Here is a 25,251-nt window from a genome sequence, read left to right on the forward strand (position 1 = left end):
CCCTCACATCCGGAAGACGCCGAAGCCGGGCTCGCCCAGGGGGGCGCCGGCGCAGGCGGTCAGGGCGAGGCCGAGGACCTGCCGGGTCTCCATCGGGTCGATCACGCCGTCGTCCCAGAGGCGGGCCGTTGCGTAATAGGCGCTGCCCTGCTCGTCGTACTGCGCGCGGATGGGGTCCTTGAAGGCCTCCTCGTCCTCGGCGGACCACTGCTCGCCGCGGGCCTCCAGCTGGTCGCGCTTGACCGTGGCGAGGACGGAGGCGGCCTGCTCGCCGCCCATCACCGAGATCTTGGCGTTCGGCCACATCCACAGGAAGCGGGGGCTGTAGGCGCGGCCGCACATGGAGTAGTTGCCCGCGCCGTACGAACCGCCGACGACGACCGTCAGCTTCGGCACGCGCGTGCAGGCCACCGCCGTCACCATCTTCGCGCCGTGCTTGGCGATGCCGCCCGCCTCGTAGTCCCGGCCGACCATGAAGCCGGAGATGTTCTGGAGGAAGACCAGGGGGATGCCGCGCTGGTCGCACAGCTCGATGAAATGGGCGCCCTTCTGGGCGGATTCGGAGAACAGGATGCCGTTGTTCGCGACGATCCCGACCGGGTGGCCGTGGATGTGGGCGAAGCCGGTCACCAGCGTCGTGCCGTACTCCGCCTTGAACTCGGCGAAGCGGGAGCCGTCGACCACGCGCGCGATGACCTCGCGGACGTCGTAGGGGGTGCGGGAGTCGGTGGGCACCGCGCCGTACAGCCCCAGGGGGTCGACCTTCGGCTCCTCCACCGGCCGCACCGGCCAGGGCAGTTCGCCGCGCTCGGGGAGCGTCGCCACGATGGTGCGCATGATGCGCAGCGCGTGCGCGTCGTCCTCGGCGAGGTGGTCGGTCACCCCGGAGGTCCGGGAGTGCACCTCGCCGCCGCCCAGCTCCTCGGCCGTGACGACCTCGCCGGTCGCCGCCTTCACCAGGGGCGGGCCGCCCAGGAAGATCGTGCCCTGGTCGCGGACGATGATCGCCTCGTCGCTCATCGCCGGTACGTACGCCCCGCCCGCGGTGCAGGAGCCGAGGACGGCGGCGATCTGCGGGATGCCGGCGCCGGACATCCGGGCCTGGTTGTAGAAGATCCGCCCGAAGTGCTCGCGGTCGGGGAAGACGTCGTCCTGCATCGGCAGGAAGGCGCCGCCCGAGTCGACCAGGTAGAGACACGGGAGGCGGTTCTCCAGGGCCACCTCCTGCGCGCGCAGGTGCTTCTTGACGGTCATGGGGTAGTACGTGCCGCCCTTGACCGTCGCGTCGTTCGCCACGATCACGCACTCGCGGCCCGAGACGCGGCCGATCCCGGCGATGACACCGGCCGCGGGCGCGCCCCCGTCGTACAGCCCGTCGGCCGCGAGGGGGGCCAGCTCCAGGAACGGGGAGCCGGGGTCCAGGAGGGTGTCCACGCGGTCGCGGGGCAGCAGCTTGCCGCGTGCCACATGGCGGGCCCGCGCTCGCTCTCCGCCGCCGAGCCTGGCCGCCGCGAGCTTGGCCCGCAGCTCCTCGGCGAGGGCGGTGTGCGCCGCCTCGTTCGCCCGCCATGCCTCGGACGCGGGGTCAGCCGCGCTCGCCAGCACTGGTGCCTGCCGCATCAGTCGAGCCCCCTTGCTCGGTCCGGACGGCCGCTCCCCGGTTCCGGCGGATCGACGCCCGCACCGGTTAATGACCGTTAACGCGTTTCCTTTAGGTTAACGACCGCTAACCGGCCTGTCTAGAATCAATTCCATGGCCACCAGAACCGATGCGCCCACCCGGCGCGAGCAGATCCTCAAGGAGGCCGCCCGGCTCTTCGCCGAGCGCGGCTTCCACGGAGTGGGAGTCGATGAGATAGGGGCCGCCGTCGGCATCAGCGGACCCGGCCTCTACCGGCACTTCGCGGGCAAGGACGCGATGCTCGCCGAGCTCCTCGTGGGCATCAGCGGGCAGCTCCTGACGGGCGGCAGGCGGTGCGCGGCCGACGTGGGCGGCCCGCCCGAGCGCGTGCTCGACGCGCTGATCCAGGGGCACATCGACTTCGCGCTCGACGACCGCTCCCTGATCACGCTGCACGACCGCGAGCTGGACCGGCTGCGGGACAGCGACCGCAAGCTGGTCCGCCAGCTCCAGCGGCAGTACGTGGAGATCTGGGTCGACGTCGTCCGCAAGGTCTACCCGGACCTCCCCGAGAACGCGGCCCGGGTGGCCGTGCACGCGGTCTTCGGGCTGCTGAACTCCACGCCGCACCTGAGCCGCCGCGACGCGCTGCCCAGCCGGGCGGCCATGGCGGAACTCCTGCACCGGCTGGCCCGGGGGGCCTTCGAGGCCGCCGCCGAGTGACCCGCATCTCTGGACGCTCTGGTGACCGCCGGGTAACCTGCCTCTGAGCAAGCGCTTAGTCGCCGTCGGCATGATGTAGGCAGAGGGAGTTCTCCGTGCGCCGTACCGTTTTCAATGAGGACCACGAGGCGTTCCGGGAGACCCTGCGCGCCTTCATCGAGGCCGAGGTCGTCCCGGTCCACGACGAGTGGTTCGCCGCGGGTCAGGTGCCGCGCGAGTTCTACTACAAGCTCGCCGAGCTGGGCCTCTTCGGGATCAACGTCCCCGAGGAGTTCGGCGGCGCGGGCATGGACACCCACAAGTTCGAGGCCATCCAGTACGAGGAGACCGCCCGCGCGGGCGTCACCTTCGGCGGCTCCGGCGTGCACGTGCTGCTCGCCCTGCCGTACATCAAGGCGCTCGCCACCGACGAGCAGAAGAAGCGCTACCTGGAGAAGTTCGTCTCCGCCGAGGAGATGTGGGCCCTCGCGATGACCGAGCCGGGCACCGGCTCCGACCTCGCGGGCATGAAGAGCACGGCCAAGCTCTCCGAGGACGGCACGCACTACGTCCTCAACGGCTCCAAGACCTTCATCACCGGCGGCGTGCACGCCGACCGCGTGATCGTCTGCGCCCGCACCTCCGCGCCCACCGCCGAGGACCGGCGCTACGGCATCTCCCTCTTCGCCGTCGACACCAAGTCCGAGGGCTACTCCATCGGCCGCAAGCTCGACAAGCTCGGCCTGAAGACCTCCGACACCGCCGAGCTCGCGTTCGTCGACGTCAAGGTGCCCGTCGAGGACCTCCTCGGCGAGGAGAACAAGGGCTTCTACTACCTCGGAAGCAACCTCCCCTCCGAGCGCTGGGGCATCGCCTACGGCGCGTACGCGCAGGCCAAGGCCGCCGTCCGGTTCGCCAAGGAGTACGTCCAGGACCGCACCGTCTTCGGCAAGACGGTCGCCTCCTTCCAGAACACCAAGTTCGAGCTGGCCGCCTGCCAGGCCGAGGTGGACGCCGCCGAGGCCGTCGCCGACCGCGCCCTTGAGGCCCTGGACGCGGGTGAGCTGACCGCCGCCGAGGCCGCGTCCGCGAAGCTGTTCAACACCGAGGTCGCGCACCGCGTCATCGACAAGTGCCTGCAGCTGCACGGCGGCTACGGCTTCATGAACGAGTACCCCATCGCCCGCCTGTACGCGGACAACCGCGTCAACCGCATCTACGGCGGCACCAGCGAGGTCATGAAGATGATCATCGCGAAGAACATGGGTCTGTAGAGACCGCCCGGGAGAGACAGGCCGGTAGAGACGCCCTGTAGAACTACCTTCATGAACCAGGCACTTGAAGCCCTCCTCGATCTGCTCGACCTGGAGCAGATCGAGGAGGACATCTTCCGGGGCGTGAGCCGCTCGGCGCTCGTGCCCCGCGTCTTCGGAGGCCAGGTCGCCGCGCAGGCCCTGGTCGCCGCCGGACGCACCGTCCCGGACGACAGGCCCGCCCACTCCCTGCACGCCTACTTCCTGCGCCCTGGGGACCCCGGCGCGCCCATCGTGTACACGGTCGACCGGATCCGCGACGGCCGCTCCTTCACCACGCGCCGCGTCGTCGCCGTCCAGCACGGGCAGCCGATCTTCCACCTCTCCGCGTCCTTCCAGACCTACGAGGAGGGCCTGGAGCACCAGGCGCAGATGCCGCCCGCGCTCGACCCGGAGACGCTGCCCACCGCCGCCGAGATGCTCCCGCGCCACCTGCCGAAGGACGTCGCCGACCGGCTCGTGGAGACCCGCGCCGCGGTCGACCTGCGCTACGCCGACACGCCCCCCTGGGGCACCGTCGGCGAGCCGCGCGAGCCGCGCTCGCAGGTGTGGTTCCGCGCCAACGGCAAGCTGGCGGAGGACTCCCTGCTGCACGTCTGCCTCGCCACGTACGTCTCCGACATGACGCTCCTGGACTCCGTGCTGCTCGCGCACGGCCGCGGCGGCTGGGCCGTCGGCGACGTCGTCGGCGCCTCGCTCGACCACGCCATGTGGTTCCACCGGCCCTTCCGCGCGGATGAGTGGCTGCTCTACGACCAGGAGTCGCCGTCGTCCTCCGGCGGGCGCGGCCTCGGCCAGGCGCGGATCTGGACGCAGGACGGGCGCCTCGCGGTCACCGTCATCCAGGAGGGCCTGATCCGGGTGCCGCGGTGAGTTCCGGGTGAGCCCCGGGTGAGTTCTGGGGTTCGCGTTTCCCGTTGATCGGACATACCGTCCGATACATGTCGGAGCGAGCGGAGCAGCAGGCGGAACAGGCGCAACAGGCACAACAGGCGGAGCAGCAAGCGGAGCGGGCGGGACAGCCGGAGAGCGGTGAGAGCACCTTCACCGTCCTCGTCGCCGCCGTCGCCAACCTCGGGATCGCGCTGGCCAAGGCCGTCGCGGGCGTCATCAGCGGGTCCAGCGCCATGCTCTCCGAAGCGGCGCACTCCGTCGCCGACACCGTCACCGAGCTGATGCTGCTCGTCTCCCTGAAGGCCAGCGACAAGCCCGCCGACGAGGAGCACCCGCTCGGCTACGGCGGTGCCCGCTACATCTGGGCGCTGCTCGCCTCCGTCGCCACCTTCGTCGGCGGCGGCGTCTTCGCCGTCTACGACGGCATCCACACCCTCACGCACGGCGAGGACCCCGGCGACCCGCTCATCTCGTACATCGTGCTCGCCATCGCCTTCCTCCTGGAGGGCTACTCGCTGCGCACCGGCCTCAAGCAGGCGCGCGGCGAGGCCGACCGCTTCGGAGTGCACGTCAAGCGCTACCTCCGCCACACCCCCGACACCGCGGTCAAGGCCGTCGTGATGGAGGACTCGGCGGCGCTCGCGGGCCTCGTGCTCGCCGCCGCCGGACTGCTCGGCGGGCAGCTCACCGGGTCCGGCGCGTGGGACGGCATCGCGTCGCTCTGCATCGGCGTGCTGCTCGTGTACGTCGCGTGGGTCCTCGGGCACGCCAACTCCGAGCTTCTCATCGGGCGTCCGCTGCCGCCCGAGATGCGGGCCGTGGTCCGCGCGGAACTGCTCGCCGACCCGCACGTCGTGGACGTCATCGAACTGACCACGCTGCTCCAGGGTCCCAAGGAGGCGCTGGTCGCCGCGAAGGTCGACTTCCGCGACATGTCGAGCGCCGCGGACATCGAGCGGGCCTGCGACCGGATGGCGCGCCGCCTCCAGGAGCGCTTCCCCGCGATCCGGCGGGTGTACCTGGACCCGACGCCCGGACCCGCTCAGGACCCGGGCGTCAGCCCCGCCGCGTCGAGCAGGTAGGCCGTCATCGGGTCGTAGTGGCGCGGGCTCGTGACGTGGTCGTCGAGCGGCACGGTCACCTGTACGGTGCCCTCGGCCTCGCCGATGAACAGCGCCGGGTCGTTGCAGTCCGCGTACCCCAGCGCGTCCAGGCCGCGCTGGCCCGCGCGCCCCGCCCAGCCGTGGTCGGCGACGACGAGGTCGGGCTGCGGGCGGCCCTCGCGCTCCAGGCCGTCCAGGACGGCGTTCATCGGCTCGGGGGAGTGGGTGTGCCACAGCGTCGCGCCGCGCTCCAGGACGGCGACGTCCGCGAACTGGAAGACCATGCCCTCGTCGGCCGTCAGGCCCTCGGGGATCACCACGATCTCGCAGCCCGCCGCGCGCAGGGCGGCGGCCGTCGCGCGGTGCACGTCGAGCAGGCCGCCGGGGTGGCCGGTCGCGAAGAGGACCCTCTCCTTGTCGGCGGCCGCCTTGCGCAGGCGAGCCGCCATCCGCTCCAGGGCGTCGACCGTCAGCTCCGGGTCGATGGTGTCCTGACCGTGCCGGAACTGCGGGTCGTCGATGACGCCGCACCGCTCCGCCATCACCGCGAGGACGTCCTGCTCGTCGGTCCAGCGGTCGCCGAGCTCCAGCCCCAGCCAGTAGTGGCGGTCGCCGTTCGCGAGCTTCCTGTAGTGGCTGAGGTTGTTCTCGCGGGGGGTGGCGACGTCGCCCGCGATGCGGGTGCGGACGAGGTGGTCGACCAGGGCGGGGCGGGTGGGTATGGGCGTGGGTGGCATGGTCCCCATTGTGCCGTTGCTTGGGCCGCGGGGCCGGGGCGGTGGGGTTGTTCCTTGGGTGCGGGGGTGTGGGGGCTGGTCGCGCCGTTCCCCGCGCCCCTTGGGGGGTGGTCGTCGGTTCTTCGGGTGCGGGTGGGGTGTGGCTGAGCGCGCAGTTCCCCGCGCCCCTGGGCCTGCGGCCCTTGCCCCGCCTCTGGGCCTGCGGCCCTTGCCCCGCCTCTGGGCCTGCGGCCCTTGCCCCGCCTCTGGGCCTGCGGCCCTCGCCCCGCCCTCCCTCCCCTTCCTGTCCGTCTAACCCACGCGGCTCAGCGCGAACCAGAGTTCCATCCTCGTGTCCGGGTCGTTCAAGTCCATGGCCAGGAGGGATTCGCAGCGGGCGATGCGTTGGCGGACCGTGTTGCGGTGGATCGTCAGGGCCACCGCCGTGCGGTCCCAACTGCCGTGCAGGGAGAGCCAGGTGCGCAGGGTCGTCGTCAGGGGCTCGTTGTCCGTCAGGGGGGACAGGAGCGTGCGGGCGTGGGTGTCGGCCTCTTCGGGGGACAGGAGGGACGCGATGCCGTTCTCCTGGTGTCTGACCAGGGGGCGGCGGGTGGCCTCCGCGCGGCGCAGGGCGCGGGAGGCCTGGGTGTCGGCGGCCGGCAGGGCGGTGGGGGGTGCGGTGGCGGAGACGCCCAGGGTCCAGCCGTCGGTGGGGGTGATCTCGCGGTCGGCGGGGACGAGGAGGCGTACCGCGCCCTCGGGCCCGTGCGGGTCCACGAGCGCGCTGCCCAGGGCCGCGGCGAGCGCGGACGCGGCCAGCGGGCCGGGCGTCCCGCGCGCGTGCACCACGGTCCAGTGGCCGCTGCCCAGGAGAGGGGCGGTCTCCTCCACGGGGGCCCCGACGAGGAGCCGTACGAGCGCCGCCGAGCGGGCCGCCTCGGAGGCGCCCTGGTGTTCGCCGGTGAGCAGCGAGAGCAGGACGACCGCGGCCCCGGCGATGGTGTGGTCGCCCGGTTCGCGGCGGTCCGTGGCGAGGCCGAGGGCGAAGCCGCGGCCGCCGCCCAGGGCGTAGGCGGCGAGGTGCGTGGACCCCGCCGTGTCGGCGGCGGAGGCGGGGGCGGTGGGGGTGCGGCGGCGGACGATCCCGGTCAGCTCCCGCAGCGCGGCCCGTGCCTCCTCCTGGGCCCGCCCCGCCGCCTGCAGTTCCGCGCCGTCGGGGCCGTAGAGCAGCGCGAGGCCGCCGAGCCGGGCCGCCAGCTGGCGCAGGACGGCGGGGACGGGGTCGGGGCGGGCCGCCGCCGTGGCGAGGTGCTGCTGCGCCTCGGTCACGCGGCGCAGCTCCGCGTGCCGGGCCTCGGCCATCAGCCGCCACACGGCGCGGGCGACGCCGCTGAAGGTGGTGCGGGGCGGGACCTCGAGGAGCGGCAGGCCGTGGCGCTCGCAGGCCTCGGCGAGGGCACGCGGCACCGTGTCGTGCACGGGCGCGACGCCGAAGCCGAGCGCCGCGCCGCCCGCCGCGACGATGCGGGCCACGTAGTCGTCCAGGGAGCCGCCCGCGCCCGCCGGGTCCGTGATGTGCACGCCCGCGGTCAGCAGCAGCTCGCCGCCGAGCAGGTACGGGTACGGGTCCGCCATCTCGGAGGTGTGCACCCACTGCACGGCCGTGTCCGCGGCCCGCGCGTCGGGTCCCGCGATCTGCCGCAGGCCCAGCTCCTCGCGGGCGAGCAGCGCGGCGAGCGGTACGGGTGGGGTCGGCGGTACGGGTGGGGGCGGAGGTGTGGGCGTCGGCGTCGGCGTGTTGGGGGGTGTGGGGTCGGCCATGGTGGACGGTTCCTCCATTTGAGTCGCCGAGAGTAGAGGAAACGTACACTTCAGCGTCGCTTTCCGGCCACCTAGGGTCGTGCCGACCACAGGCAGCGGGTACGGGCGGATGTCCCCGCGGCCGGTCGCCACCACTCCATCTGCACGACACGCCACCGAGGTGCGCGAAGGAGGCCCCCTTCATGGCCGTCGACTACACAGTGATCGTCGTCTATCTCGCCGGGATGCTGGCCATGGGCTGGTGGGGCATGCGCCGCGCCAAGTCGAAGAGCGAGTTCCTCGTCGCCGGGCGCCGCCTCGGGCCGTGGATGTACTCCGGGACCATGGCCGCGATCGTCCTCGGCGGCGCCTCCACCATCGGCGGCGTCGGCCTCGGCTACCAGTACGGGCTCTCCGGTGCCTGGATGGTCGTCACCATCGGCCTCGGCATCCTCGCGCTGAGCGTGTTCTTCTCGGCCCGCATCGCGCGGCTGAGGGTCTACACCGTCTCCGAGATGCTCGACCTGCGCTACGGAGGGCGCGCGGGCGTCATCTCCGGAGTCGTCATGTGGGCCTACACGCTGATGCTCGCGGTCACCTCGACCATCGCGTACGCCACCATCTTCGACGTCATCTTCGACATGAACCGCACCCTGGCGATCATCCTCGGCGGCTCCATCGTCGTCGCGTACTCGACGCTCGGCGGCATGTGGTCCATCACGCTCACCGACATGGTGCAGTTCGTGGTGAAGACGGTCGGCGTGCTGCTCCTGCTCCTTCCCATCGCGGTCGTCAAGGCCGGTGGCTTCGGCGAGATGAAGGCCGAGCTGCCCACGGAGTACTTCGACCCGCTCGGCATCGGCGGCGAGACGATCTTCACGTACGTGCTGATCTATACGTTCGGCATGCTCATCGGGCAGGACATCTGGCAGCGCGTGTTCACGGCGCGCAGCGACAGGGTCGCCCGCTACGGAGGCACCGTCGCCGGTACGTACTGCCTGGTCTACGCCGTCGCGGGCGCCGTGATCGGCACCGCCGCCAAGGTCATGTACCCGAAGCTGCCCAGCGCCGACGCGGCCTTCGCGACCATCGTCAAGGACGAACTGCCCATGGGCGTACGGGGTCTCGTGCTCGCCGCGGCGCTCGCCGCTGTGATGTCCACGTCCTCCGGAGCGCTCATCGCCTGCGCGACCGTCGCCAACAACGACATCTGGGCGCGGCTGCGGGGAGCCGTGAAGGCCGAAGGAGCGGGCGGCGAGCCGCACGACGAGGTGAAGGGGAACCGGCTCTTCATCCTCGTCATGGGCGTCGCCGTCGTCTGCGTCGCCATCGCCCTCAACGACGTCGTCCAGGCGCTGACCGTCGCCTACAACCTGCTCGTCGCCGGTCTTCTCGTGCCGATCCTCGGCGGGCTGCTGTGGAAGCGCGGCACTGCCGAGGGCGCCCTCGCGGCCGTCGCGGCGGGCGGGCTCTCGGTCGTCGGGCTCATGTGGGGCTACGGAATCCTCGCCAACGAGCCCATCTATTACGGCCTGTTGGTCTGCCTCGGCGTGTACGTCGCGGTCTCCCTCGCCACCAGGCCCACCGACGCGGCCGTGCTCGCCGCCTGGCGCGAGCGCCTGGCCGGGCGGGGCGCGGAGCCCGAGGCCGAACCGGCCCCCGTACCTCAGTAGAGTCAGAAAGCGCCCACAAGGCGCATCGAAGCGTAAAAAGGAAGGCACTCCATGAGCAGCAACGAGACGCCCCGCGGCCCCGTCGACTCCTCCCGCATCCCGCGCTACGCGGGCCCGGCGACGTACGCCCGGCTGCCCCGCCTCGACGAGGTCGGCGGCAGGACGGACGTCGCGGTGGTCGGCGTGCCCTTCGACACCGGCGTCTCGTACCGGCCCGGCGCCCGCTTCGGCGGCAACGCGATCCGTGAGGCCTCGCGGCTGCTCCGTCCGTACAACCCGGCCCAGGACGCCTCGCCCTTCGCGCTGGCGCAGGTCGCCGACGCGGGCGACATCGCCGCCAACCCGTTCAACATCAACGAGGCCGTGGAGACCATCGAGGCCGCCGCCGACGACCTCCTCGGCTCTGGCGCCCGCATGATGACCCTCGGCGGCGACCACACCATCGCGCTGCCGCTGCTCCGCTCGGTCGCCAAGAAGCACGGCCCGGTCGCGCTCCTCCACTTCGACGCCCACCTGGACACCTGGGACACCTACTTCGGCGCCGAGTACACGCACGGCACGCCGTTCCGCCGCGCCGTCGAGGAGGGCATCCTCGACACCGAGGCGCTCTCCCACGTCGGCACGCGCGGCCCGCTGTACGGCAAGAAGGACCTGACCGACGACGAGAAGATGGGCTTCGGCATCGTCACCTCGGCGGACATCTACCGCCGCGGCGCCGACGAGGTCGCCGACCAGCTCCGCCAGCGCATCGGCGATCGCCCGCTCTACATCTCCATCGACATCGACTGCCTCGACCCGGCCCACGCGCCCGGCACCGGCACCCCCGAGGCCGGCGGCATGACCTCCCGCGAGCTCCTGGAGATCCTGCGCGGCCTCGCCTCCTGCAACCTCGTCTCGGCCGACGTCGTCGAGGTCGCCCCCGCGTACGACCACGCGGAGATCACGGCCGTCGCCGCCTCCCACACGGCGTACGAGCTGACGACGATCATGAGCAGGCAGATCGCCGCCGCCCGCGGCGCGGAGCAGAGCACGCAGTGACCACGGCCTGAGCCACCCGAGAGGTCCCAGCCCGGACGAGGCGGAGGAGACGCCGCATGACCCACGACCACGACCTGGTACTGCGCCCCACGCCGCGCCAGAGCGAGGCCGCCCTGAACCCGCCCCCCGGGCGCAACGGCGGCGACCTCGTCGTCGAGACCCTCGCCGGGCTCGGCGCGACCACCGTCTTCGGGCTGCCCGGCCAGCACGCGCTCGGCATGTTCGACGCGCTGCGCCGCTCCTCGCTCTCGTACGTGGGCTTCCGCGTCGAGAACAACACGGGCTTCGCCGCCGACGCCTACGGCCGGGTCACCGGCGAGGTCGCCCCGCTGCTGCTCTCCACCGGGCCCGGCGCGCTGACCTCGCTCGCCGCGCTCCAGGAGGCGGCGGCGGGGTCGTCCCCGGTCCTCGCCATCGGCAGCCAGGTGCCGGTGGCCGGGCTCGGCGGCGGCCGCCACGGCTATCTGCACGAACTGCGCGACCAGCAGGCCTCGTTCCGTGACGTGGTCAAGTCCGTCCACACCGTCCGCACGGCCTCGCAGATCCCCTCCGCCATCGCGGCGGCCTGGGAGTCGGCGCTCACCGCGCCGCACGGCCCGGTGTGGGTGGAGATCCCGCAGGACGTGCTGCTCGCGGAGACGACGCTGCCCGTCGTGACGGCCATGGACGCGGCCCCGGAGGACGTCGTCCCGCGCCCCGAGCTGACGGCGGTCGCCGCCGACCTGCTCTCCCGCGCCGAGCGCCCGGCGATCATCGCGGGCGGCGGAGTCGTACGGTCCGACGCGAGCGGCAAGCTGCGCGCGCTCGCCGAGCTCGTGAACGCCCCCGTCGTCACCACCTTCGGCGGCAAGGGTGCCTTCCCCTGGGAGCACCCGCTCTCGCTCCAGTCGTGGCTGGAGGACCGCCACACCACGGACTTCCTGGAGGACGCGGACGTCCTGCTCGTGGTCGGTTCCGGCCTCGGCGAGCTCTCCTCGAACTACCACACGTTCAAGCCCCGGGGCCGGGTGATCCAGATCGAGGCGGACGCCGGGAAGCTGGAGTCCAACCACCCCGGTCTCGGCATCCACGCGGACGCGCGGATCGCCCTCTCGGCGCTCCTGGAGACCATCGACGCGCCCCGCGAGGACCCCTCGGCGCCCGAGCGGGTCAGCCAGGTGCTTGCCAGGGTCCGGGAGCGGATCGACGCGCAGGACCTCACCCTGGAGCGGCAGGTGCTCGCCGCCGTCCGCGAGGCCCTGCCGGACGCCTCGCCGTCCTTCTGGGACATGACGATCCTGGCGTACTGGGCGTGGTCGGCGTTCGACGCGCGGCGCCCCAACACCATGCACTCGGCGCAGGGCGCGGGCGGCCTCGGCTACGGCTTCCCCGCGGCGCTCGGCGCGGCGGTCGCGGACCCCTCGCACCCGGTCCTCGCGGTCTCCGGCGACGGCGGCGCCATGTACTCGATCGCGGAGCTTGCGACCGCCCGGCAGTACGGGCTGAACGTCACCTGGCTGATCGTCGACGACGGCGGCTACGGCATCCTGCGCGAGTACATGTCCGACGCCTTCGGCGAGGCCACGGCGACGGAGCTGGCGCGGCCGGACTTCGTGAAGCTCGCCGAGTCCTTCGGGGTGCCGGGGGTCAGGACGACTCCGGAGGCGCTGCGGGACGACCTCGCGAAGGCGCTGGCCGAGCCGGGGCCGTCGGTGGTCGTGCTGCCCGCGCTGCTTCGGATGTTCGCGCCGACGCACCTGGGCTGAGCCGCCGCGGGTGCGGCCCCGCGAGATTTCGTTCGGATCTTCGTTTTTCGTGCAACCGTTCACCCCTGTTGGTGAGTCATGTGAGGCGAGTGCGCCGGGGGGCGCACTTGTCGCACCAGGGGATGGGAAGCTCCATGACTCACCGGACATCCGGTATATCCAGCCGTGCCCGCATGCTCTCGGCGGGCATCGCCGCCGGAGTGCTCGTGCCGCTCGCCGCGGCCGCCACGCCCGCCACCGCCGCCACGCCCGCCGCCGCCGCGCCGACGGTCAGCTGCAGCTCCGCGCAGTCGGGCCTGGCCGCCAAGCTCAAGAAGGACATCACCGCGGCCCTGAAGAACCGCAAGGGCACGGTCGCCGTCGGGCTGTACGACCGCACCACCAAAACCACCTGCACCCTGCGTTCGACCACCTCCTTCGACTCGGCGAGCGTCGTCAAGACGACCGTCCTCGCGACGCTGCTGTGGGACGCGAAGAAGTCCGGCCGGTACCTGACGGAGCGCGAGTCGGACCTCGCGTACGCCATGATCACCAAGTCGGACAACGCGGCCACCAGCACTCTCTGGCGCCAGCTCGGCACCGGCAAGATCAAGGCGTTCCTCAAGGAAGCCAAGATGACCAAGACCGTGCCCGGGGCCGACGGCTACTGGGGCCTGACCCGGATCAACGCGGCCGACGAGCAGAAGCTCCTCGCCCTGGTCACCGCCAAGAACACCGTCCTGAGCGACAACGCGCGCGCGTACATCCTCAAGCTCATGGGCAAGGTGATCCCCTCGCAGCGCTGGGGCACCCCCGCAGGCGCGCCCTCCGGCGTCTCCATCCACGTCAAGAACGGCTGGCTGCAGCGCGCGACCCACGGCTGGCGCGTGCACAGCATCGGCGCGTTCAAGGGCGGCGGCCACGACTACACGATCTCCGTGCTCACGCACGGCAACAGCACGATGAACTACGGCGTCGCGACCATCCAGGGCGTGGCCAAGGCCATCCACAAGGACCTGACGCCCCGGGCCTCCGCGGCGCAGCGCTACACCCCGACCGACACGCCGAAGGAGGCGTTCGTGGCGGTGCCCAGCTCCTGAGTTTTGTTGCGGCGGGATGAAATCGGCGTCCCGCCGCGTTGGGCCTCTCGGCAGGTCAGGTCGACGGGAGGCAGCACGTGGCGGAGCAACGGGGTGGAGCCGAGCGGGAGAAATCCGGCTGGGCCGGGCGACTCGCCGGATACGCGTGGCGGTATCCGAAGGACGTCGTGCTCGCGCTCGGGTCCTCGCTGGGCGGCATGGCCGTCATGGCCCTCGTACCGCTGATCACCAAGGTGATCATCGACGACGTCATCGGACAGGACGGAGAGGGCGGCGGCCGCTCCATGGGCCCCTGGGCCGGCGCGCTGATCGCCGCCGCCGTCGTCGTCTACGTCCTCACCTACATCCGCCGCTACTACGGCGGCCGGCTCGCCCTCGACGTCCAGCACGACCTGCGGACCGAGATGTACGGGACGATCACGAAGCTCGACGGGCGGCGCCAGGACGAGCTGTCCACCGGGCAGGTCGTCGGGCGCGCGACCAGCGACCTCCAGCTCATCCAGGGCCTGCTCTTCATGCTGCCGATGACCATCGGCAACATCCTGCTCTTCGTGATCTCCCTCGTGATCATGGCGTGGCTCTCCCTGCCGCTCACCCTCGTCGCCCTCGCCGTCGCCCCCGCCCTCTGGTTCATCGCCCGCCGCTCCCGCTCCCGTCTGCACCCCGCCACCTGGTACGCGCAGGCCCAGGCCGCCGCCGTCGCCGGAGTGGTCGACGGCGCCGTCAGCGGCGTACGCGTGGTGAAGGGCTTCGGGCAGGAGGAGCAGGAGACCGGCAAGCTCAGGGACGTGGGGCGCAAGCTCTACGCGGGGCGCCTGCGCACCATCCGCCTCAACTCCCGCTACACCCCGGCCCTCCAGGCCGTCCCCATGCTCGGCCAGGTCGCCATGCTGGCTCTCGGCGGCTGGCTCGCGGTGCGCGGGGAGATCACGCTCGGCACGTTCGTCGCGTTCTCCACCTACCTCGCGCAGCTCGTCGGCCCGGTGCGGATGCTCGCCATGGTCCTCACCGTGGGGCAGCAGGCCCGCGCCGGCGTCGAGCGCGTGCTCGAACTCATCGACACCGAGCCGAGCCTGCGGGACGGCACCAAGGAACTGCCCGCCGACGCCCCGGCCACCGTCGAGTTCGACGGCGTCGGCTTCGCGTACGAGGACGACAGGCCCGTCCTGGACGGCCTCTCCTTCGAGATCCGCCCCGGCGAGACCCTCGCCGTCGTCGGCTCGTCCGGCAGCGGCAAGTCCACCGTCTCGCTGCTCATGCCGCGCTTCTACGACGTCACGCACGGCGCCGTCCTCATCGGCGGCCACGACGTCCGCGAGCTGACCCTCGACTCCCTGCGGTCCGCCATCGGCCTCGTGCCCGAGGACTCCTTCCTCTTCTCCGAGACCGTGGGCGCCAACATCGCCTACGGCCACCCGGACGCGACCCGCGAGCAGATCGAGACCGCCGCGCGCGCCGCCCAGGCCCACGGGTTCATATCCGAGCTGCCCGAGGGGTACGACACCAAGGTCGGCGAGCAGGGCCTGACCCTCTCCGGCGGCCAGCGCCAGCGCATCGCGCTCGCCCGCGCCATCCTCACCGACCCCCGCCTCCTCGTCCTCGACGACGCGACCTCGGCGGTCGACGCGCGCGTGGAGCACGAGATCCACGAGGCCCTCAAGCAGGTCATGGCGGGCCGCACCACGCTCCTCATCGCCCACCGCCGCTCCACCCTCGGCCTCGCCGACCGCATCGCCGTCCTCGACGACGGACGCCTCGCCGACCTCGGCACGCACGACGAACTGGAGCGGCGCTCTCCCCTCTACCGGCGGCTGCTGACCGACCCCGACGAACTGGGCGGCGTATCGCCCGGCCACGCGCTCCCCGCCGACCTCCCCGAGGACACCTCCGTACGCGAGGAGCTCGACGCCGAGTTCGACGCGGAGCGCGGCATCACGCCCGCCCTGTGGACCGGTGACCGGGAGCCGAAGGACACCGCGCTCTCCGGGATGCCGTCCACGCCCGAACTCCTCGCCCAGGTCGACGCGCTGCCCCCGGCCGACGACACCCCCGGCATCGACGAGGCGCGGGCCGTCACTCCGGAGGAGTCGTACGGACTGCGGCGGCTGCTCGGCGGGTTCGGGGTGCCGCTGCTGTTCAGCCTGCTGCTCGTCGCCGTCGACGCGGGCATGGGGCTGCTCCTTCCCGTCCTGATCCGGCACGGCATCGACGAGGGCGTCAGCCAACTCGCGCTCGGCGCCGTCTGGGCCGCCGCGGGGCTCGCCCTCGCCGCCGTCGCCGTGCAGTGGGCGGCGCAGACCGGCGAGACGCGGATGACCGGACGCACCGGCGAGCGGGTCCTCTACTCGCTGCGGCTGAAGATCTTCTCGCAGCTCCAGCGGCTCGGGCTCGACTACTACGAGCGGGAGCTGACCGGGCGCATCATGACCCGGATGACGACCGACGTGGACGCCCTGTCGACCTTCCTGCAGACCGGGCTCGTCACCGCGTTCGTCTCCGTCGTCACCTTCTTCGGCATCATGGTCGCCCTGCTGGTCATCGACGTGGAGCTGGCGCTCGTCGTCTTCGCGACGCTGCCGCTGCTCGTCGTCGGCACGTACTTCTTCCGCAAGTCCAGCGTGAAGGCGTACGAGCTGGCGCGCGAGCGGGTCTCCGTCGTCAACGCCGACCTCCAGGAGTCCGTCGCCGGGCTGCGCATCGTGCAGGCCTTCCGGCGCGAGCGCTCCGGCGCCGCGCGGTTCGCGGAGAACAGCGACAGCTACCGCCAGGCCCGCATCCGCGGCCAGTGGCTGATCTCCGTGTACTTCCCGTTCGTGCAGCTGCTGTCCTCCGTCGCCGTCGTGGCCGTCCTGGTCGTGGGCGCCGGACGGGTCGAGGCGGGCACGCTGACCACCGGCGCGCTCGTCGCCTACCTCCTCTACATCGACCTGTTCTTCGCCCCCGTGCAGCAGCTCTCCCAGGTCTTCGACGGCTACCAGCAGGCCACCGTCTCGCTCGGCCGCATCCAGGAGCTGCTCCAGGAGCCGACCTCGACGAAGGCCGCGCAGGAGCCGACGGAGGTGCTCTCGCTGCGCGGCGAGATCGCCTTCGAGGACGTCGACTTCGCGTACGCGGCCACCGGCGACGGCACCCCCGAGGAGGCGCTCAGCGACGTGAGCCTGCGGATACCCGCGGGCCAGACCGTCGCCTTCGTCGGCGAGACCGGCGCGGGCAAGTCGACGCTCGTGAAGCTCGTCGCGCGCTTCTACGACCCCACGGGCGGCCGGGTGACCGTCGACGGCACCGATCTGCGCACCCTCGACCTCACCTCGTACCGGCACCGCCTCGGCGTGGTCCCGCAGGAGGCGTACCTCTTCGCGGGCACGGTCCGCGACGCCATCGCCTACGGCCGCCCCGCCGCCACCGACGCCCAGGTCGAGGCGGCGGCGCGCGCGGTCGGCGCGCACGACATGATCGCCACGCTGGACGGCGGCTACCTCCACGAGGTGGCCGAGCGGGGCCGCAACCTCTCGGCCGGGCAGCGCCAGCTGATCGCGCTGGCCCGCGCCGAGCTGGTCGACCCCGACATCCTGCTCCTCGACGAGGCGACCGCCGCCCTCGACCTCGCCACGGAGGCGCAGGTCAACCAGGCCACCGACCGCATCGCGGGCAAGCGCACCACGCTGGTCGTCGCCCACCGCCTGACGACGGCCGCCCGCGCCGACCGCGTCGTCGTGATGGACCACGGCCGGGTCGCCGAGGACGGCACGCACGAGGAGCTCCTCGCGCTGGACGGGCGGTACGCGCGGCTGTGGCGGACGTTCGTGGGGGAGCCGGTCGAGGCGGTCTGAGCGAACGCGGAGGACGGGGCCGGGCGCGGCGGGGGAGGCGCGGGCAGAAAAGGCGGGGGATTTCGCAACCGTACGAGCCCCGGTCGGCGTCCGTACATCAGTACGTGAGGCAGACGTGGCGGGAGGGACAACTGTGAGCAGTGGACGCGGCACTGGCCGGATACGACGGCGGCTGACGCTCGGCACCGCCGTGCTCACCGCCGGTGTCCTGCTCGCCCTCGCGGGCCCCGGCACCGCCTCCGCGGACAGCGCCGCGGGCCGCTGCGCCGGCCGCAAGGTCCGCACGCTCCCCTTCAGCACCGGCCGGGTCGACGTCTTCAAGAGCCGCGGCTACGTCTGCGCCGTGGTCATCGCCAAGAAGTCCGGCGCCCGCAAGGTCATGTCCGTCAGCGTCAAGGCGCGCGGCGGCCGCCCGGCCCGCGACAAGGGCCGCTACACCCATCACGCGGGACCGGTGACCGTCCACGCCGGGCACCGCTGCGTGTGGGTGAAGGGAAAGATCAGCGGGCGCGGGGTCAGTTCGGGCTGGATTCTCTGCTGACGTCCGCTTTTGTGCCGTCCTCCCGTGGCGCGGCCGCGCAAACCCCCCTGGTGCGGACCCAGTTGCTCCGTTAGGTTCCGGGGCATTGCTGTGTCGACAGGGGAGGGTGCATGCGCAAGGCGCTCAGATGGCTGCTGTCGCTCGTGGTGCTGATAGGCACGGTGGGCGTGGCCGGAGCGACGACCGGGGCGGCCACCGCCGCCGAACCGGGCACGACCACCGGTGCCAGGAGCACCGACATCAAGGACAGGCTGCTCGCCGTACCCGGCATGAGCCTGATCGAGGAGAAGCCGTACCCCGGCTACCGCTACTTCGTCCTCGACTACACCCAGCCGGTGGACCACCGGCACCCGTCCAAGGGCACCTTCAAGCAGCGGCTGACCGTGCTGCACAAGGACACGAGCCGTCCCACGATCTTCCACACCAGCGGGTACAACGTCTCCACGCGGCCCAGCCGCAGTGAGCCGGCGCAGATCGTCGACGGCAACCAGGTCTCCATGGAGTACCGCTTCTTCACGCCCTCGCGGCCCGACCCCGCCGACTGGTCCAAGCTCGACATCTGGCAGGCGGCCTCGGACCAGCACCGCATCTACCGGGCGCTCAAGGCGATCTACGGCAAGAAGTGGCTGGCCACCGGCGCCTCCAAGGGCGGCATGACGGCGACGTACTACGAGCGCTTCTACCCGCGCGACATGGCGGGCGTCGTCTCCTACGTGGCCCCCAACGACGTCGTCAACAAGGAGGACTCGGCCTACGACGAGTTCCTCGCGGGCGTCGGCCCCAAGGAGTGCCGCGAGAAGATCCAGGCGGTGCAGCGCGAGGCGCTGGTGCGCAGGGAGCCGCTGTCGGCGAAGCTCGCGGCGTACGCCGAGGCGGAGGGGTACACCTTCAAGACCGTCGGCAACCTCGACAAGGCCTTCGAGGCCGTCGTCATGGACCTGGTGTGGGGCTTCTGGCAGTACCAGCCCGCCGCCACCGCCTGCGGGAAGATCCCGGACGCGGCCACCGCGACCGACCAGGCCATCTTCGACTACGTCGGCTCGGTGGGCGACTGGTCCTCCTACAGCGACCAGGGCCTCACCCCCTACACGCCGTACTACTACCAGGCGGGCACCGAACTCGGCTCGCCCGACATCGCGCAGCCCTGGCTCGGCGACCTGAGCCGCTACGGCTACCAGCCGCCGCGGAACTTCGTGCCGCGCGACATCCCCATGAAGTTCAAGCCGAACGCCATGCGGGACGTGGACCGCTGGGTGCGGCACGACGCGCACCGGATGATGTACGTGTACGGCGAGTTCGACCCGTGGGGCGCCGAGCAGTTCCGCCCCGCCCGCGGCGCCAAGCACGACTCGTACGTCTTCACGGCGCCCGGCGCCAACCACGGCGCGAACGTCGCACAGCTCGTCGCGGACGAGAAGGCGAAGGCGACGCAGCGGATCCAGGCGTGGGCCGGAGTGTCCTCGCCCGCGGCGAAGCCGCTGGCCCCGTACGACAAGAAGCTCGACCGGCGCGACGTGCGGAAGGAGTCGACGCTGCGGCCGTGACGCGGTGAAGCAGTGACGGCGTGCTGCCGTCGGCAAGGACCCGGGGGGCCGAAGCACCGCTTCGGCCCCCCGGCGCTGTCCCGCCACCTCCTCGTCCCGCTGCATCCGCACGGCGCACCCGACGGGACGCCCGCCACGCAGCGTCACGTACGGGTCAGTACGTCAGCCCGTGTCCGATCGGGTACAGCACCTGCGCCGGGTCGTCCGCCCGCCGCACCGGCACGGGCAGCCGGCCCCGGGGCGTGGCCCGGCCCGCGATCACCCGGGCCGCGGCGCGCAGTTCGACGTCGGTCCAGGAGTAGGAGGCGAGGGCGGCGTCGACCGGGGGCAGGTGGGCGACGTCGTACGGATTGCGGATGGCGAGGGTGATGACCGGGACGCCGGTGGCTCTGAGGGCACTCACCAGGGCGATCTGACCGTCGGTGCCGGTGCCGGGGTCCGTGGCCTGGTGGACGCGGGCGAACGCGACGGGAGCGGCCCGGTCGAGCACGGTGTTCGCCGCCTGGGTGTGGTCCTTCGTCGCCGCGTGGGTGGTGACGTTGTACGTCGCCACCAGGACGGCGTCCTGTCCCCGCGCGGCCGCCACCGCCTCCTCGATCAGCGCCTCGTCGGGTGCCGTGCCGGTGGGCAGGGCCACGGCGCGGAAGCCCAGGCCGTTGAGCGCGCCCGCGAGGACGGTGGTCGGCGGGCCCGTGGTGCCGGACGGGGAGCGGGGGTCGGCGCCGAGCACGAGGATGCCGGGGTGGGTGGCGGGCGACAGCGGCAGGAGCCCGTCGGTGTTGACCAGCACGGTGGTGGTGGCGTCGGCGATGCGGTCGGCGGCGACCAGATGGGCGGGGGTGCCCACGGTGGCGTCGACCGCTTCGGGGGTGGGGGGAGGGCCGGCCGCGCCGCCCAGGTGGGCGTCGAGGAGGCCCCCGTCCGCCTTCATGCGCAGCACGCGGAGCACCGACGCGTCGACGCGCTCCTCCGTCAGCTCGCCCGCCGCGACCGCCTGGATCACCGCCTTCCAGGCGACCTCCGGGTTGGGCGGGTTCAGGAGCTGGTCGGCGCCCGCCTTGAGCGCGAGGACGGCCACGCGGTCGTCCCCGTACTTCGTCCGTACGCCGCGCATGGCGAGCGAGTCCGTGGAGATCACCCCGTCGTAGCCGAGCTCCTCGCGCAGGATGCCGGTCAGGATCGGGTGGGAGAGCGTCGCGGGGTCGCCGGACGGGTCGAGGGCGGGCACCACGATGTGCGCGGTCATGACGGAGTCGACGCCCGCGGCGATCGCGGCCCGGAACGGCGGCGCGTCGTCACGCTCCCACTCCTCGCGGGTGTGGAGGATGTGCGGCAGCTCGGTGTGGCTGTCGTCCCGCGTGTCGCCGTGCCCCGGGAAGTGCTTGGCCGCCGTCGCGATGCCCGCGCTCCGGTACCCCTCGACCTGCGCGGCCACGAACCCGGCGACCGTCTCGGGGTCGGCGCCGAAGGAACGTACGCCGATGACCGGGTTGGCGGGGTCGACGTTGACGTCGGCGTCCGGGGCGTGGTCCTGGCGGATGCCGAGGGCGTGCAGTTCGGCGCCCGCGATACGGGCGGCCTCGCGGGCGTGCTCGTGCGAGCCGGACGCGCCGAGCGCCATGGCGCCGGGGAGCAGGGTGGCGGGGGCGCCGACCCGGGCGACGGCGCCGTGCTCCTGGTCGACAGAGATCAGGACGGGGAGGGTGTGCGGCGCCGCCGCTTCCTGGATGCCGCGGGAGAGCTCGGCGATCTGGTGCGGGGAGCGGGTGTTGTGGGCCCAGCCGAAGTAGATGATGCCGCCGAGGCGGTAACGGGCGATCAGCTCGGCGGCGTCGCGGACACCGCTCTCCCGGAGGTTGGCGTCGACGTCGGCCCGGTCGGGGTCGGTGGCGGTGTGCCCGTACACGTGCATCACGAAGAGCTGGCCGACCTTGTCCTCCAGGGACATGGCCGCGATGAGCTCGCGGAGCCTGCGGTCGCGATCGCGGGCGTCGGGCTGGGACACGGGGGCTCCTGCGGGCCGGAAGGAAACTTTCAGGAGCTACGGATATCCCGAAGATTTCTGCCGGTCAAGGGAGGGCCGCCACCGGCGCTGTGGAGGGGGGGCGCACCGGTGACGGCGAGCTGCCGGACCGCAGGCGGCGGAGAGGGTGGTCAGCGTTCGCAGCCAGCAGCGATGCCGACACCGCCGTACGGGGACTCAACCGGCAGCGTGCCGATTGGACGAGCGGGGCGGTGGCCAGGTTCCCGACTCACCCTCGATTCAAGGAAGTTGGGGCGGGGGTGTCGTGGTGGTCGTCGTGGGGCGCTGCTGGGGGCGTGCGCGGCGCCCAGTGCGCCCGCAGCGCGCGCACCGTCTCCGCGATCGCGGGGCGGCGCGAGGCACCCGTGCGCCACAGGGCGTAGAGGCGCCGGACCGGCACGGGGTCCAGGGAGACGGTGACCGCCTCGGCCGGTACGGGCCCGCGGCCGAGGCGGGGGATGAGCGCGATGCCGAGCCCCGCCGCGACCAGCGCGACCAGGGTGGGGTTCTCCTCGGCCTGATGGGCGATGTCGGGCTCGCAGCCCGCCTCGCGCAGGGTGTGGACGAGCCACTCGTGGCAGACGAGCCCCGGCGGCTGGGTGATCCAGCGCTCGGACCGCAGCTCCTCGCGGCGCACGGAAACGCGCCCGGCGAGCCGGTGGTCGCGCGGTACGACCAGATCGCAGAGGTCGTCGCCGATGACCGCCTGTTCGACGCCCGGCGGCGTCGGCAGCGGCGCGATGTCCCAGTCGTGGACGACGGCCACGTCGACCGCGCCCTTGGCCACCAGGTCGATGGAGAGGTGCGGGTCGATCTCCGTCATGCGGGCGTCGAGCGCCGGATGGCGGCGGGCCAGGTCCGCGAGGACCCCGGGCAGCAGCCCGCGCGCCGCCGAGGCGAACGCGGCGATCGTCAGGCGCCCCGCGGGCAGCCCGCGCCGTTCTTCGAGTTCGGTCTCCGCGCGCTCCACGATGGCCATCAACTGTCGTGCGGTCTCGGCGAGATGGAGTGCCTCCTCGGTGAGCGCGACGCCCCTGCCGCGGCGCTCGAGGAGGGTCGTGCGGGTCTCGCGTTCGAGCTTGGCTATCTGCTGGGAGACCGCGGACGGCGTGTAGCCGAGCGCGGTGGCGGCCGCGCCCACGGTGCCGTGCACGGAGACGGCGTGCAGGGCGCGGAGCCGGGCGAGATCGAGCACGGTGGGGACCCCGTTTCGTAAGCGTTGCTTCATCCCATCATGCAGAGATCCGCGCTGGTCCTGCATGGTCGTGCCGGGTGATCCTCGACGCATGCGACCTGCTCATGTCTGTCTGGCGGTTCTCGTCGCCGCCGTCTGGGGCGTCAACTTCGTGGTGATCGAGGTGGGCCTCGACCACTTCCCGCCGCTGCTTTTCTCGGCGCTGCGCTTCCTCGTCGCGGCGCTGCCCGCCGTCTTCTTCGTGGGGTGGCCGAAGGTGGCGTGGAGGTGGGTGGTGGGGGTGGGGCTCGTCCTCGGAGTGGCCAAGTTCGGGCTGCTGTTCATCGGGATGGACGCCGGGATGCCCGCCGGCCTGTCCTCCCTCGTCCTGCAGATCCAGGCGGTGTTCACCGCCTTGTTCGCCGCGCTTGCCCTGGGTGAACGGCCGTGCCGGGTACGGGTGTTGGGCATGTGTGTAGCCCTCGCGGGTATCGCGGTCGCGGCCGTCGACGAGGGGGAGGGCGGCCCGTTCACCGCCTTCGTGCTGCTGATCGGCGCCGCCGCCTGCTGGGGCGTCTCCAACGTCCTCACCCGCAAGGCGTCCCCGCCCGACCCGCTGAACTTCATGGTGTGGGTGAGCACCGTCCCGGTCCTGCCCCTGCTCGGCCTCTCCCTGCTCTTCGAGGGCCCCTCCCGCGACCTGGCCGCCCTGCGCTCCCTCGACGGGCCGGGCGTGGGCATCGTCGTCTACGTCGCCTGGGTCACGACCGTCTTCGGCTTCGGCGCCTGGGGGTACCTGCTGCGCCGCTACCCCGCGTCCACCGTCGCCCCGTTCTCGCTGCTCGTGCCGGTCTTCGGGATGTCGTCCGCCGCTCTCGTCCTGGACGAGTCGGTGAGCGCGTTGCGGTGGTGCGCGGCGGCCCTGCTGGTGGGCGGCGTCGCGCTGACCTCGTTCGCGCGGACGCCAGGGTTTCAAAGACAGGCTCTCAGCCGGAGCGCGTCACGAGGCGGGAGAGCAGCTCACGGCCTGGGCCCAGCAGATCCGCGAGCGGTGCCGCCTCCTCGTACCAGCGCTTCTCGTACTCCCAGCACAGCCACCCCTCCCCCTGCTCCGCGCTGAGCAGCGCCACGCACTCGGCGAGCGGCAGGGTCCCGGCCCCGAGCGGCAGCGGCGTCGTGTCCTCCGCCGACGCGATGTCCTTCACCTGGACGTAGCCGAGGTGGGGCGAGAGCGCCGCGTAGCTGTCGGTGACGGATTCTCCGCCGAGCCAGGTGTGCATCAGGTCCCACAGCGCGCCGACCTGGCGGTGGCCGACGGCGCCGAGGACGCGGATGGCGTCGGCGCCCGTGCGGTGCGAGTCGTGGGTCTCCAGGAGGATGCGTACGCCGGCGTCCGCGGCGTACCCGGCGGCGGTGCCGAGCCGCCGCGCGGCCGTCGCGTCGGCCTCCTCGGCGCTCTGTTCGGTACCGCCGCCGGGGAAGACGCGGACGAAGGGGGCGCCGAGGTCGCGGGCGAGGGCGACGAGGGAACGCAGCTCTTCGAGTACGGGTTCGTCGTCGCCCGGCGCCGCCACGCGCGCGTACCCCGCGATACCGAGGATCTCGACGCCCGCCGCCTTGAACTCGGCTGCCACGTCGGCCCGTTCGACGAGCCCGAGCCCGGGGTGCACCGGCTCCTCGGGGTGCGCGCGCAGCTCGACGCCGTGGTAGCCGTGGGCGGTGGCGAGCCGCAGCACGTCGGGGACGGGGAGTCCGGGCACGCCGAGGGTGGAGAAGGCGAATTTCATGGTCCCGACAGTAGGCGGCGCGCGGGGCCGGTCAACCCCGCCGCCGCGCCGGGCCGCCTAGAGGAAGGCCAGTCGCGCGCCGAGCGCGGCGAACGCCGCGGCGAAGCCGCGCCGCATCCACGCCACGACGGCGGGCCGCGCGAGCACGTGACTGCGCATCGCCGCCGCGAACCTCCCGTACGTCACGAAGACCACGAACGTGATCAGCATGAAGTACGCGCTGAGCTCCGTCATGCGCAGGAAGGAGTGCGGCTCGTCGGCGCTCACGAACTGCGGCAGGAACGCGAAGAAGAACAGTGTCAGCTTGGGGTTGAGGATGTTGATCAGCACGCCCGTCAGGATCGTGCGGCCCGCCGGACGCGGCTCGCTCTCGCGCTCCGCGGTGAGCTCGCTCCGGTCCCGCCAGGTGCTCCACGCCATGTACAGCAGGTAGGCCACGCCCAGGTACTTGAGCGTCTGGAAGGCCACGGCGCTGGTGTTCAGGAGCGCCGCGAGGCCGGTGACCGCGGCGGCCATGTGCGGGACGACGCCCAGCGTGCAGCCGACGGCCGCGGTCACCGCGGCGCGGGTGCCGCGCGAGAGGCCGGCCGCGATCGTGAACAGGACGCCGGTGCCGGGCGTCACGCAGACGACGAGGGAGGTGAGAAAGAATTCCATGACCCGACCCT

Annotated in this window: 18 protein-coding genes and 1 pseudogene; 12 read left to right on the forward strand and 7 right to left on the reverse strand. The window is 72.4% G+C overall.

The genetic code is table 11. The features are described from left to right. Positions 1 to 3: 3 nt before the first annotated feature. Entirely contained in the window at positions 4 to 1,620 is a 1,617-nt protein-coding gene (locus tag ACZ69I_RS00875) for a carboxyl transferase domain-containing protein (protein WP_470829876.1), read from the reverse strand. A gap of 133 nt (positions 1,621 to 1,753) precedes the next feature. Between ACZ69I_RS00875 and ACZ69I_RS00880 the strand changes: the two genes are divergently transcribed. The 4 genes from ACZ69I_RS00880 to ACZ69I_RS00895 all read left to right on the forward strand — a co-directional run bounded on the left by ACZ69I_RS00880 (position 1,754) and on the right by ACZ69I_RS00895 (position 5,612). Then, a complete protein-coding gene (locus ACZ69I_RS00880) occupies positions 1,754 to 2,344 on the forward strand; it encodes an SACE_7040 family transcriptional regulator (RefSeq protein WP_467669460.1) in 591 nt (196 codons plus the stop codon). A 95-nt stretch (positions 2,345 to 2,439) separates the two neighbouring features. Further along, a complete protein-coding gene (locus ACZ69I_RS00885) occupies positions 2,440 to 3,597 on the forward strand; it encodes an acyl-CoA dehydrogenase family protein (protein WP_467669458.1) in 1,158 nt (385 codons plus the stop codon). 51 nt (positions 3,598 to 3,648) lie between these two features. Next, the gene (locus ACZ69I_RS00890; protein WP_467669456.1) at positions 3,649 to 4,509 is read left to right on the forward strand and encodes an acyl-CoA thioesterase; all 861 of its coding nucleotides are present in this window, start codon (positions 3,649 to 3,651) and stop codon (positions 4,507 to 4,509) included. 68 nt (positions 4,510 to 4,577) lie between these two features. Beyond that, a complete protein-coding gene (locus ACZ69I_RS00895) occupies positions 4,578 to 5,612 on the forward strand; it encodes a cation diffusion facilitator family transporter (RefSeq protein WP_470829878.1) in 1,035 nt (344 codons plus the stop codon). On the opposite strand, the gene ACZ69I_RS00900 is transcribed toward ACZ69I_RS00895, so the two are convergent. Together ACZ69I_RS00900 and ACZ69I_RS00905 are read right to left on the reverse strand one after the other, a co-directional pair. Continuing rightward, positions 5,573 to 6,379, reverse strand: coding sequence for a phosphatase (locus ACZ69I_RS00900; RefSeq protein WP_467669452.1), 807 nt, complete (start codon positions 6,377 to 6,379; stop codon positions 5,573 to 5,575). The genes ACZ69I_RS00895 and ACZ69I_RS00900 overlap by 40 nt on opposite strands. 282 nt (positions 6,380 to 6,661) lie before the next feature. Next, positions 6,662 to 8,170: a PucR family transcriptional regulator gene (locus tag ACZ69I_RS00905; RefSeq protein ID WP_470829880.1), complete on the reverse strand. Its 1,509-nt coding sequence runs from the start codon at positions 8,168 to 8,170 to the stop codon at positions 6,662 to 6,664. Between the two features lie 182 nt (positions 8,171 to 8,352). Between ACZ69I_RS00905 and ACZ69I_RS00910 the strand changes: the two genes are divergently transcribed. The 7 genes from ACZ69I_RS00910 to ACZ69I_RS00940 all read left to right on the forward strand — a co-directional run bounded on the left by ACZ69I_RS00910 (position 8,353) and on the right by ACZ69I_RS00940 (position 19,599). Beyond that, on the forward strand, positions 8,353 to 9,822 hold the full coding sequence (locus ACZ69I_RS00910) for a sodium:solute symporter family protein (RefSeq protein WP_470829881.1): 1,470 nt from the start codon (positions 8,353 to 8,355) through the stop codon (positions 9,820 to 9,822). Between the two features lie 51 nt (positions 9,823 to 9,873). Next, a complete protein-coding gene (gene speB, locus ACZ69I_RS00915) occupies positions 9,874 to 10,860 on the forward strand; it encodes an agmatinase (protein WP_467669446.1) in 987 nt (328 codons plus the stop codon). Positions 10,861 to 10,916: 56 nt separating this feature from the next. Continuing rightward, positions 10,917 to 12,605 carry a thiamine pyrophosphate-binding protein gene (locus ACZ69I_RS00920; RefSeq protein ID WP_470829882.1) on the forward strand — a complete coding sequence of 563 codons (1,689 nt, stop codon included), beginning with the start codon at positions 10,917 to 10,919 and terminating at the stop codon, positions 12,603 to 12,605. 134 nt (positions 12,606 to 12,739) lie between these two features. Beyond that, the gene (locus tag ACZ69I_RS00925; RefSeq protein ID WP_470829883.1) at positions 12,740 to 13,684 is read left to right on the forward strand and encodes a serine hydrolase; all 945 of its coding nucleotides are present in this window, start codon (positions 12,740 to 12,742) and stop codon (positions 13,682 to 13,684) included. A 77-nt stretch (positions 13,685 to 13,761) separates the two neighbouring features. Then, a complete protein-coding gene (locus ACZ69I_RS00930) occupies positions 13,762 to 17,514 on the forward strand; it encodes an ABC transporter ATP-binding protein (RefSeq protein WP_470829885.1) in 3,753 nt (1,250 codons plus the stop codon). Positions 17,515 to 17,647: 133 nt separating this feature from the next. Beyond that, positions 17,648 to 18,055, forward strand: a complete 408-nt coding sequence (locus ACZ69I_RS00935) for a hypothetical protein (RefSeq protein WP_470829886.1) — start codon at positions 17,648 to 17,650, stop codon at positions 18,053 to 18,055. A gap of 110 nt (positions 18,056 to 18,165) precedes the next feature. Further along, positions 18,166 to 19,599, forward strand: a complete 1,434-nt coding sequence (locus ACZ69I_RS00940; RefSeq protein ID WP_467669436.1) for an aminopeptidase — start codon at positions 18,166 to 18,168, stop codon at positions 19,597 to 19,599. A 154-nt stretch (positions 19,600 to 19,753) separates the two neighbouring features. Here the strand turns inward: ACZ69I_RS00940 and ACZ69I_RS00945 are convergent, their stop codons facing one another. Continuing rightward, positions 19,754 to 21,547 carry a glycoside hydrolase family 3 protein gene (locus tag ACZ69I_RS00945; protein WP_470830631.1) on the reverse strand — a complete coding sequence of 598 codons (1,794 nt, stop codon included), beginning with the start codon at positions 21,545 to 21,547 and terminating at the stop codon, positions 19,754 to 19,756. 304 nt (positions 21,548 to 21,851) lie between these two features. Beyond that, the gene (locus ACZ69I_RS00950; RefSeq protein WP_470829888.1) at positions 21,852 to 22,817 is read right to left on the reverse strand and encodes a LysR family transcriptional regulator; all 966 of its coding nucleotides are present in this window, start codon (positions 22,815 to 22,817) and stop codon (positions 21,852 to 21,854) included. A gap of 91 nt (positions 22,818 to 22,908) precedes the next feature. On the opposite strand from ACZ69I_RS00950, the gene ACZ69I_RS00955 reads away from it, so the two are divergent. Continuing rightward, a complete protein-coding gene (locus tag ACZ69I_RS00955; protein WP_470829889.1) occupies positions 22,909 to 23,916 on the forward strand; it encodes an EamA family transporter in 1,008 nt (335 codons plus the stop codon). On the opposite strand, the pseudogene ACZ69I_RS00960 reads toward ACZ69I_RS00955, so the two are convergent. Beyond that, positions 23,915 to 24,583, reverse strand: a pseudogene (locus ACZ69I_RS00960) (sugar phosphate isomerase/epimerase family protein); the annotation flags it as partial. The gene ACZ69I_RS00955 and the pseudogene ACZ69I_RS00960 overlap by 2 nt on opposite strands. 57 nt (positions 24,584 to 24,640) lie before the next feature. Further along, entirely contained in the window at positions 24,641 to 25,240 is a 600-nt protein-coding gene (locus ACZ69I_RS00965; RefSeq protein WP_470829890.1) for a LysE family translocator, read from the reverse strand. Positions 25,241 to 25,251: the final 11 nt, after the last annotated feature.

The organism is Streptomyces sp. NPDC036815, assembly GCF_055609205.1.

Bases quoted from the DNA above. Each gene is read 5' to 3' on its own strand.
- ACZ69I_RS00890 (WP_467669456.1), top strand. From the start codon at position 3,649: ATGAACCAGGCACTTGAAGCCCTCCTCGATCTGCTCGACCTGGAGCAG.
- ACZ69I_RS00880 (WP_467669460.1), top strand. From the start codon at position 1,754: ATGGCCACCAGAACCGATGCGCCCACCCGGCGCGAGCAGATCCTCAAG.
- ACZ69I_RS00955 (WP_470829889.1), top strand. From the start codon at position 22,909: ATGCGACCTGCTCATGTCTGTCTGGCGGTTCTCGTCGCCGCCGTCTGG.
- ACZ69I_RS00875 (WP_470829876.1), bottom strand. From the start codon at position 1,620: ATGCGGCAGGCACCAGTGCTGGCGAGCGCGGCTGACCCCGCGTCCGAG.
- ACZ69I_RS00905 (WP_470829880.1), bottom strand. From the start codon at position 8,170: ATGGCCGACCCCACACCCCCCAACACGCCGACGCCGACGCCCACACCT.
- ACZ69I_RS00940 (WP_467669436.1), top strand. From the start codon at position 18,166: ATGCGCAAGGCGCTCAGATGGCTGCTGTCGCTCGTGGTGCTGATAGGC.
- ACZ69I_RS00900 (WP_467669452.1), bottom strand. From the start codon at position 6,379: ATGGGGACCATGCCACCCACGCCCATACCCACCCGCCCCGCCCTGGTC.
- speB (WP_467669446.1), top strand. From the start codon at position 9,874: ATGAGCAGCAACGAGACGCCCCGCGGCCCCGTCGACTCCTCCCGCATC.
- ACZ69I_RS00910 (WP_470829881.1), top strand. From the start codon at position 8,353: ATGGCCGTCGACTACACAGTGATCGTCGTCTATCTCGCCGGGATGCTG.
- ACZ69I_RS00925 (WP_470829883.1), top strand. From the start codon at position 12,740: ATGACTCACCGGACATCCGGTATATCCAGCCGTGCCCGCATGCTCTCG.
- ACZ69I_RS00920 (WP_470829882.1), top strand. From the start codon at position 10,917: ATGACCCACGACCACGACCTGGTACTGCGCCCCACGCCGCGCCAGAGC.
- ACZ69I_RS00965 (WP_470829890.1), bottom strand. From the start codon at position 25,240: ATGGAATTCTTTCTCACCTCCCTCGTCGTCTGCGTGACGCCCGGCACC.
- ACZ69I_RS00895 (WP_470829878.1), top strand. From the start codon at position 4,578: ATGTCGGAGCGAGCGGAGCAGCAGGCGGAACAGGCGCAACAGGCACAA.
- ACZ69I_RS00945 (WP_470830631.1), bottom strand. From the start codon at position 21,547: ATGTCCCTGGAGGACAAGGTCGGCCAGCTCTTCGTGATGCACGTGTAC.